This window comes from Arthrobacter sp. SPT-J7 (genome assembly GCF_059089965.1).
On the sequence record NZ_JBNHFF010000173.1, the window covers coordinates 1 to 7192 of the forward strand.

Here is a 7192-nt window from a genome sequence, read left to right on the forward strand (position 1 = left end):
TCGAGGTGGACCGGCAGACGCTCCGGCATATCCGGTTCCACAACGTCTGGTCCCTTGGCGACGCGGCCGGGACCACCAACTCCAAGTCCGGCGGTGCCCTGCGCAAGCAGACCATGGTACTGGCCAAGAACCTGGTGGCCGCCCGCAAGGGGAAACCGCTGCCGGCCAAGTACAACGGCTACTCCGTGTGCCCGTTCACGGTATCGCGCAACAGCGTGGTTTTTGCCGAGTTCGACGACCGCTACCGGCCCATGCCCACGATTCCCCGCGTCCCGACGTGGAATGAGAGCAAGCTGTCCTGGGTGGTGGACCGGGACATTTTCCCGCAGGTGTACTGGAGCCTGATCCTCAAGGGCCGCGCCTGAGAGGTGAGAGAGGGTCTCAGGAAAACGCGCAGTAAGTGAGAGAGGGTCGCTAGGGGTCTCGGCGTTTGAGGGCCTGGTCGATGCGCCACTCGTCGGCCAGGACCGCGTAGATCAACTCGGTGGCCCACTGGCCCTTGTAGTGCCACTTGTCCACGTGCCGCGCTTCCTGCCGCATGCCCAACCGGCAGCAGAGCTCGGCTGACGCCGTGTTGAGTTCATCCAGGCGCGCCTCGACCCGGTGCAGGCCCAGTTCCTCAAAGCCAAGCCGGAGCATCGCCGCCGCGGCCTCGGTGGCGTAGCCCTTGCCCCTGGCACCGGGCGCCAGGACCCAGCCCACCTCGCCCTGCCCGCGGCCCGGCAGCCATTTCAGCACCACCTCGCCCTGCACGCCGGCCTGGTCCGCCGACTCGATGGCGAGCGCTACCCAGTCGCCCTCCTTCTCGAAAACGAAGTTGGCGTACCGGCCCACCCGCTCCATCGACTGTGTGTAGCTCTTGGCCGGTCCAGGCAGGAACCGGGCCGTCTCCGCCAGCGAATGGTACGCGTGGAAGGCGTCCAGGTCGCTGCCCTCGAAGCGGCGCAGGACCAGCCGCTGGGTGCGGATCGGCAGGGTGATCTCAGGCATGGGAAGGAGGCTACTGCGCAGATCCGGATCCTACGACAGCGGCCGTCGCCTCCGCGATGGCGCGTTCCTCATCGGTGGGAACCACCAGGACAGGGATGGCGGACTGCGGGGTGGAAATCACGCGGGGTTCCTTGGACCGCTCGGCGTTCAGGCCGGCGTCGAGCTCCATGCCCAGCGCGCCCAGCTTCTCCACCACCAAGGAGCGGAACTGGTGTGAGTTCTCGCCAATGCCGGCGGTGAACACCAGCGCCTTGGCCCCGCCCACTGCCACATGGTAGCCCCCGATGTATTTGGCCAGCCGGTAGGACGTGACCCCCAGCGCAGTGGCCGCCTTGGCATCGCCGGCTTCGGACGCTTCGACCACCGACCGCATGTCGTTGTTGCCGGCCAGGCCCTTCAGTCCGGATTCGCGGTTGAGCATGGTGTCGATGTCTTCAGGCGTCCAGCCGGCCCGGCCGAGGAACACCAGGATGGAGGGGTCCAGGTCGCCCGAACGGGTGCCCATCACCAGGCCTTCCAGTGGGGTGAAGCCCATGGACGTGTCCACGGAATGGCCTCCCCGGATGGCGGTGACGGAGGCGCCGTTGCCCAGGTGGGCGATGACGCCGTCGAACTCCTCAACCCGAAGGTCCAGCAGCGCGGCGGCGCGGCGGGTGACGTACTCATGGGACGTGCCGTGGAAGCCGTAGCGGCGGATGCCGTGGTCCGTGTAAAGCTCGTTCGGGACAGCGTAGCGCCACGCGTGCTCAGGAAGGGTGCGGTGGAAAGCTGTGTCAAACACGGCCACCTGCGGCATGTCCGGCCACTTTTTGGTGATGGCCCGGATGCCCAGGACGTTGGCCGGGTTATGGAGAGGGGCCAACGGGTTGAGCCGCTCAATGGCACGGGTGATCTCGTTGTCGACCAGCACCGGCTCGGCGAACCGCTCGCCGCCGTGCACCACGCGGTGCCCCACGGCGGCCAATTCCAGGTCGCCCAGTTCCTGATGGATAGCTGCGTCCACCTGCTCCAATGCCTCGGCGTGGTCCCGCGGGCCCTCGATCTCGCCATCCCCGTCGCCGCCGTTGCCCATGCCGATCTTTTCGATCAGCCCCTCGGTCAATACGCTCCCTGCGGCGACGTCGCGCACCTGGTACTTCAGCGAGGACGAGCCGGAATTGATGACGAGCACGAGCATGCGGGGCCTCCTGAGCCTGGCTTCTGCAGTTCAGACCACACTATAGGGTGCCCCTCGTGCCAAACAGTTTCCTTGCGATTGGGAGCGGCCTGTGCCTAGAGTCGGCAGACAGGCTGGACCACGCCCCGAGAGGACACTTCCATGACGAACGAGCCCGCTTCGATCGACGAGAACGACCCCACCAACACGGGATCCAGCAGCACGGCGCCCCTCAGCCCGCAAGCGGACTCCGACGCCGGCACAGGCTCCGGTACCAAGGATCCCACTGGCGTTGAGGGTGCCAACCCGGCCCTGGACGATACCGGCGACGTCAAGGCCGCCGAGACGGGTGAAGCGCCACAGGCGCCCGAAAACACCGAGGACCTCGACCTGACGCCGCAGGGCCTGTCCGACGAGCCGGCCAAGCAGGAGGACGACCAAAGCCTGGCCAAGCCGGACAACAGCTGATCCCTGCAAAAAGTACGACGTCGGCAGCCAAGCCGGGTGCCGACGTCGTCCTTTTGCGTTCACGGCCTTGGCCGCTCTTACGAGGCCGGCGCCTGCGCCTGGATGGCCGTGATGGCGACGGTGTTCACGATGTCCTCAACCGTGCAGCCGCGGGACAGGTCATTGACCGGCTTCCGCAGCCCCTGCAGGACAGGCCCGACGGCGACTGCACCGGAACTCTGCTGCACCGCCTTGTAGGTGTTGTTGCCGGTGTTGAGGTCCGGGAAGATGAACACGGTGGCCTGGCCGGCCACTGAAGATCCCGGCATTTTGGACTCGGCAATCGAAGCGTCCACCGCGGCGTCGTATTGGATGGGGCCTTCGACGGCGAGGTCTGGCCGGCGCTCGCGGACCAGTTCGGTGGCCTGCCGCACCTGGTCCACCGCTGAGCCGGAGCCCGAGCCGCCGGTGGAGTAGGACAGCATCGCCACCCGCGGCTCCACTCCAAACTGGGCTGCGGTCTCGGCGGAGGCCACTGCAATATCGGCCAGCTGTTCCACATTGGGGTCCGGATTGACGGCGCAGTCGCCGTAGACCAGCACCCGGTCCGGCATCAGCATCAGGAATACGGACGAAACGATCTTCACGCCATCGCGGGTCTTCACGAACTCCAGTGCCGGCCGGATGGTGTGTGCTGTGGTGTGGGCGGCCCCGGACACCATTCCGTCCACCACGCCCAGCTGGACCATCATGGTGCCGAAATAGCTGACATCCTGCATGATTTCCAGGGCTTTGGGCAGGTCCACACCCTTGTGTGCCCGCAGCTCCGAATACTGCTCGGCGAACTTCTGCCGCAGGTCGGAGGTGGCGGGATCCACGATGTTGATTCCGGACAGGTCGATACCGCGGGCCGCGGCCAGCTCCCGGACGTCCGATTCCGGTCCGAGCACGGTCAGGTCGCAGACGTCGCGCCGGTGCAGGATTTCTGCCGCGCGCAGGATCCGTACATCGGTCCCCTCGGGGAGGACTACGTGGCGGCGCTGGGCCCGGGCCCGTTCGATGAGGTCGTGCAGGAAGCGAAGTGGGGTCATCCGTTCGGCCCGCGGCAGGTGCAGCCGCTCCACCAGCTCCGCCTCATCCACGCTGCGGGACCAGAGCCCCAGGGCTGAGGCCACCTTGCGGCGGTGCCCGGACCAGATCTCGCTCCGGACTTCCGAGACGCGGCGGGCCGTGGTGTAGGTGTCCTCCTGCGCGGCGAAAACCGGGAACGGCGCCTGGGCCAGGAGCGGGTAGATGTTCGCGTCCGGCGCCAGCCCGCCGGTGAGGATGAGTGCTGAAGCCACCGGAAACTCCGGCGAGAAGGACGATGCCAGGCATGCCACCATCACGTCCGCGCGGTCCCCTGGCACGATCACCAGGGCGCCCTCGTCCAGCACGTTCAAGAAGTTGCCCACGTTCATGGCAGCCACCTTGATGTCCCGGACGTCCCGCTCCATGTCCGCCCGGCCGGCAATCTGCCGCACGCCCAGGGCGGCAGCCACTTCGCCCGTTGTGGGCCGGGCGATTTCCTCCAACTCCGGCAGGACGTACACCGGCCGCTTGGAGGCGCCGGGCTTCACCTCGGCGGCGATGGCTTCGACGTCGTCCGGATCCGCGCGGTTCACCATGATCGCCAACAGGGCGCATTTCTCGGCGGCGAGCTCCTTGCGGGCAACCTCGACGGCGGCCGCGGCCTCTGCGACGGTCCGGCCCTTGGCGCCAACAACGGCAACCACGGGGGCGGCCAGGTTGTTGGCGAGGCGCGCGTTGAGGTCGAATTCGACGGCGGCGTCCTGGCCGGTGAGGTCCGTGCCCTCCACGATCACCACATCGCAGTGGCGGGAGATCCCGGCGAAGATCTCAACACAGCGGGAGTCGATCTCCTCGCGCTTGCCTTCGGCGAGCAGGGACCGGACCTCCTCGTGGGTGAGGCCGCCGCGGCACCGCTCATCCTCCAGCGCAAACCTCGACTTCATCAGGGCCACCATCGGATCGTCCGCGGCATCCGGTCCGTGCACCACGGGTTTGAAGAAGCCGATCCTGTCGGCGTGGCGGTGCAGGGTGTCCGCCAGGCCCAGGGCCACGAGGGATTTGCCCGATCCGGGGGTGGTTGCGCTGACGTAGATGCTTTTGGCCATGGTCCGCCCTTTTGCTGGTGTGCTGGTGCAGGTCCTCCCATCCTTGCACTTCCCTCTCTCGACATGGCACTTAGAGGTAATCCTGGAAGCCCGGCCATACCGTAACTGCGCTTCCGCGGGAAGGCATTCCCCTTGACACCGGACCCGGTCATGGGATTACCTAATGAACATTCGGTAAATAAAGCTGGAGGCAATGACGCATGGCTGAAACAACAGTTTCCGGGGCGATCCACCCCATCCTGGACAACGACTACGCCTCCATATGGATGGGAATCGAGGTCCTCGCGGTCAGCGAAGGGCACGCAACCATCCGCATGACCCTTCGCCAGGAGATGCTCAACGGCTTCGGCATGGCGCATGGTGGAATGATCTTCGCCTTCGCGGACTCCGCCTTCGCCATGGCCTGCAACCCGGTCCACCCTGCACCCGGCGAGGAAAACAACATCACTGTGGCCGCCGGCGTCGACATCAACTTCCTTAAGCCGGCCTACCGTGACCAGGTGATCACCGCGGTTGCCGACCGCCGCTCCAGCGCCGGGCGCAGCGGCCTGTACGACATCCAGATTTTCGCTGCCGACGCCGGCGCGCCTGCCCCGGGCGAACTCATCGCCGAGTTCCGCGGACGCAGCCGGACCATCCCCAAGAAGTAGGACAACCATGACCCTCCACGCCCCCGAAACCCCCGCCCCGACCGCAGCATCGTCCGCCGCAGCGCCTGACGGCGTCCTGGACCGCGAGGAGACCATCTCCCGTGACGAGCTCGAGGCCCTGCAGCTCAGCCGGCTCCAGCACACAGTGGCCTACGCTTACGAGCGGGTGCCCCTGTACAAGCGCAAGTTCGACGACGCCGGCATCCACCCCAGCGACCTGCGGGAACTCAGCGACCTCGGCAATTTCCCGTTCACCACCAAGGAAGACCTGCGCGCTGAATACCCGTTTGGGATGTTCGCCGTCCCGCAAAGCGAAGTAGCCCGCGTGCACGCCAGCTCGGGCACCACGGGCCGGCCCACCGTCGTCGGCTACACGAAGCAGGACCTTGCGGACTGGGCCAAACTTGTGGCCCGCTGCTTCCGCGCGTCCGGCATACGCCCCGGCATGAAGGTCCACAACGCCTACGGCTACGGCCTGTTCACGGGCGGCCTGGGCGCCCATGCAGGAGCAGAAGCCCTCGGCTGCACCGTCATCCCCATGTCCGGCGGGCAGACCGAACGCCAGATCCAGCTGATCCAGGACTTCGAACCCGACGCCATCCTGGCCACCCCCACCTACCTGCTGACCATCGCCGACGCCATGGCGCACATGGGCATCGACCCTGCCTCCACTTCCTTGAAGTACGCCGTCCTGGGCGCCGAGCCGTGGACCCAGGAGATGCGGCACGAGCTCGAAGTCACCATGAACATCAAGGCGTGCGACATCTACGGGCTCTCCGAAGTGATGGGCCCGGGCGTCGCCGGCGAGGCAGTGGAGACCCAGGACGGCAGCCACATCTGGGAGGACCACTTCCGCCCCGAAATCATCGACGCCTTCAACCCCGTAGTGGGCAAGGATAACGTCATGCGCGACGGCGAACACGGCGAACTCGTCTTCACCTCGCTCACCAAGGAAGCGCTGCCCATCATCCGCTACCGCACCAAGGACCTCACCCGGCTCCTTCCCGGCACGGCCCGGCCCGCGCACCGCAGGATGGGCCGCATCACCGGCCGCAGCGACGACATGATCATCCTCCGCGGCGTGAACCTCTTCCCGTCCCAAATCGAGGAAATCGCCCTGCGGATCCCCGAGCTCAGCCCGCACTTCCAGCTTGAACTCACCCGCCCCAAGGGCCAGCGGATGGACCAGTTGACCGTCCGGATCGAGCGCCGTGACGCCGTTACCTCCGAGCAGAGCACGACGGCGGCCCGCAACCTGCAGGAGCAGATCAAGATCCACGTGGGTTCTTCATGCACGGTGGACGTGGTGGAGCCGGGCTCGCTTGAGCGGTCCAATGGCAAGCTGCGACGGATCTACGACCTGCGGCCTAAGGGCTAGGAGCATGGGCACGCGCAGACTGACCGACCGTTCATGAGAAACTAGGCACCATGCCCAGCACCACTGAAACAGCCAGTACCGCCGCCGGCGCCAAGCGCGGCCGGCCCGGTTACGACCAGCAGTCGGTGCTGCGCATCGCCGTCGACGTTTTCAACCGGCACGGTTACGACGCAACCTCCATGGGTATCCTGGCGGACAACCTGGGCATCTCAAAGTCGGCAATCTACCACCACGTGCCGTCCAAGGGCGACCTCCTCAGGCTGGCCCTTGACCACGCGTTGGGGGGCCTCGAGGCAATACTGGAAGAACCGGGGGCTACGTCCGGCGCAGCCGACGCCCGGCTTGAGTTTGTGCTCCGGCAGACGGTGGCCGTCCTGGTGGAGCGCCTGCCATT

At 66.5% G+C, this 7192-nt stretch carries 7 protein-coding genes and 1 pseudogene; 5 read left to right on the top strand and 3 right to left on the bottom strand.

Going from position 1 to position 7192, the window contains the following annotated elements; genetic code table 11:
- A pseudogene (locus AC5RWX_RS28310) lies at nucleotides 1-365 on the top strand (pyridine nucleotide-disulfide oxidoreductase); the annotation flags it as partial.
- 49 nt (nucleotides 366-414) lie between these two features.
- Here AC5RWX_RS28310 and AC5RWX_RS28315 read toward each other — a convergent pair.
- The gene (locus AC5RWX_RS28315) at nucleotides 415-990 is read right to left on the bottom strand and encodes a GNAT family N-acetyltransferase (RefSeq protein WP_494099573.1); all 576 of its coding nucleotides are present in this window, start codon (nucleotides 988-990) and stop codon (nucleotides 415-417) included.
- A gap of 10 nt (nucleotides 991-1000) precedes the next feature.
- On the bottom strand, nucleotides 1001-2167 hold the full coding sequence (locus AC5RWX_RS28320) for an acetate kinase (RefSeq protein ID WP_494099574.1): 1167 nt from the start codon (nucleotides 2165-2167) through the stop codon (nucleotides 1001-1003).
- Between the two features lie 141 nt (nucleotides 2168-2308).
- Here AC5RWX_RS28320 and AC5RWX_RS28325 point away from each other — a divergent pair, with 141 nt between their 5' ends.
- Nucleotides 2309-2614: a hypothetical protein gene (locus AC5RWX_RS28325; RefSeq protein WP_494099575.1), complete on the top strand. Its 306-nt coding sequence runs from the start codon at nucleotides 2309-2311 to the stop codon at nucleotides 2612-2614.
- Nucleotides 2615-2691: 77 nt separating this feature from the next.
- Here AC5RWX_RS28325 and pta read toward each other — a convergent pair whose 3' ends face one another.
- Nucleotides 2692-4770 (bottom strand): phosphate acetyltransferase, encoded by a 2079-nt coding sequence (gene pta, locus AC5RWX_RS28330; protein ID WP_494099576.1) that lies wholly within the window; start codon nucleotides 4768-4770, stop codon nucleotides 2692-2694.
- A gap of 200 nt (nucleotides 4771-4970) precedes the next feature.
- Between pta and AC5RWX_RS28335 the strand changes: the two genes are divergently transcribed.
- The 3 genes from AC5RWX_RS28335 to AC5RWX_RS28345 form a co-directional block, all read left to right on the top strand.
- Complete coding sequence (locus AC5RWX_RS28335; RefSeq protein WP_494099577.1) at nucleotides 4971-5420, top strand: hotdog fold thioesterase; 450 nt, start codon at nucleotides 4971-4973, stop codon at nucleotides 5418-5420.
- A 7-nt stretch (nucleotides 5421-5427) separates the two neighbouring features.
- A complete protein-coding gene (gene paaK, locus AC5RWX_RS28340) occupies nucleotides 5428-6798 on the top strand; it encodes a phenylacetate--CoA ligase PaaK (protein WP_494099578.1) in 1371 nt (456 codons plus the stop codon).
- Nucleotides 6799-6848: 50 nt separating this feature from the next.
- Nucleotides 6849-7192 (top strand): TetR/AcrR family transcriptional regulator (locus AC5RWX_RS28345; protein WP_494099579.1); only part of this gene is annotated, 344 nt, incomplete at its 3' end.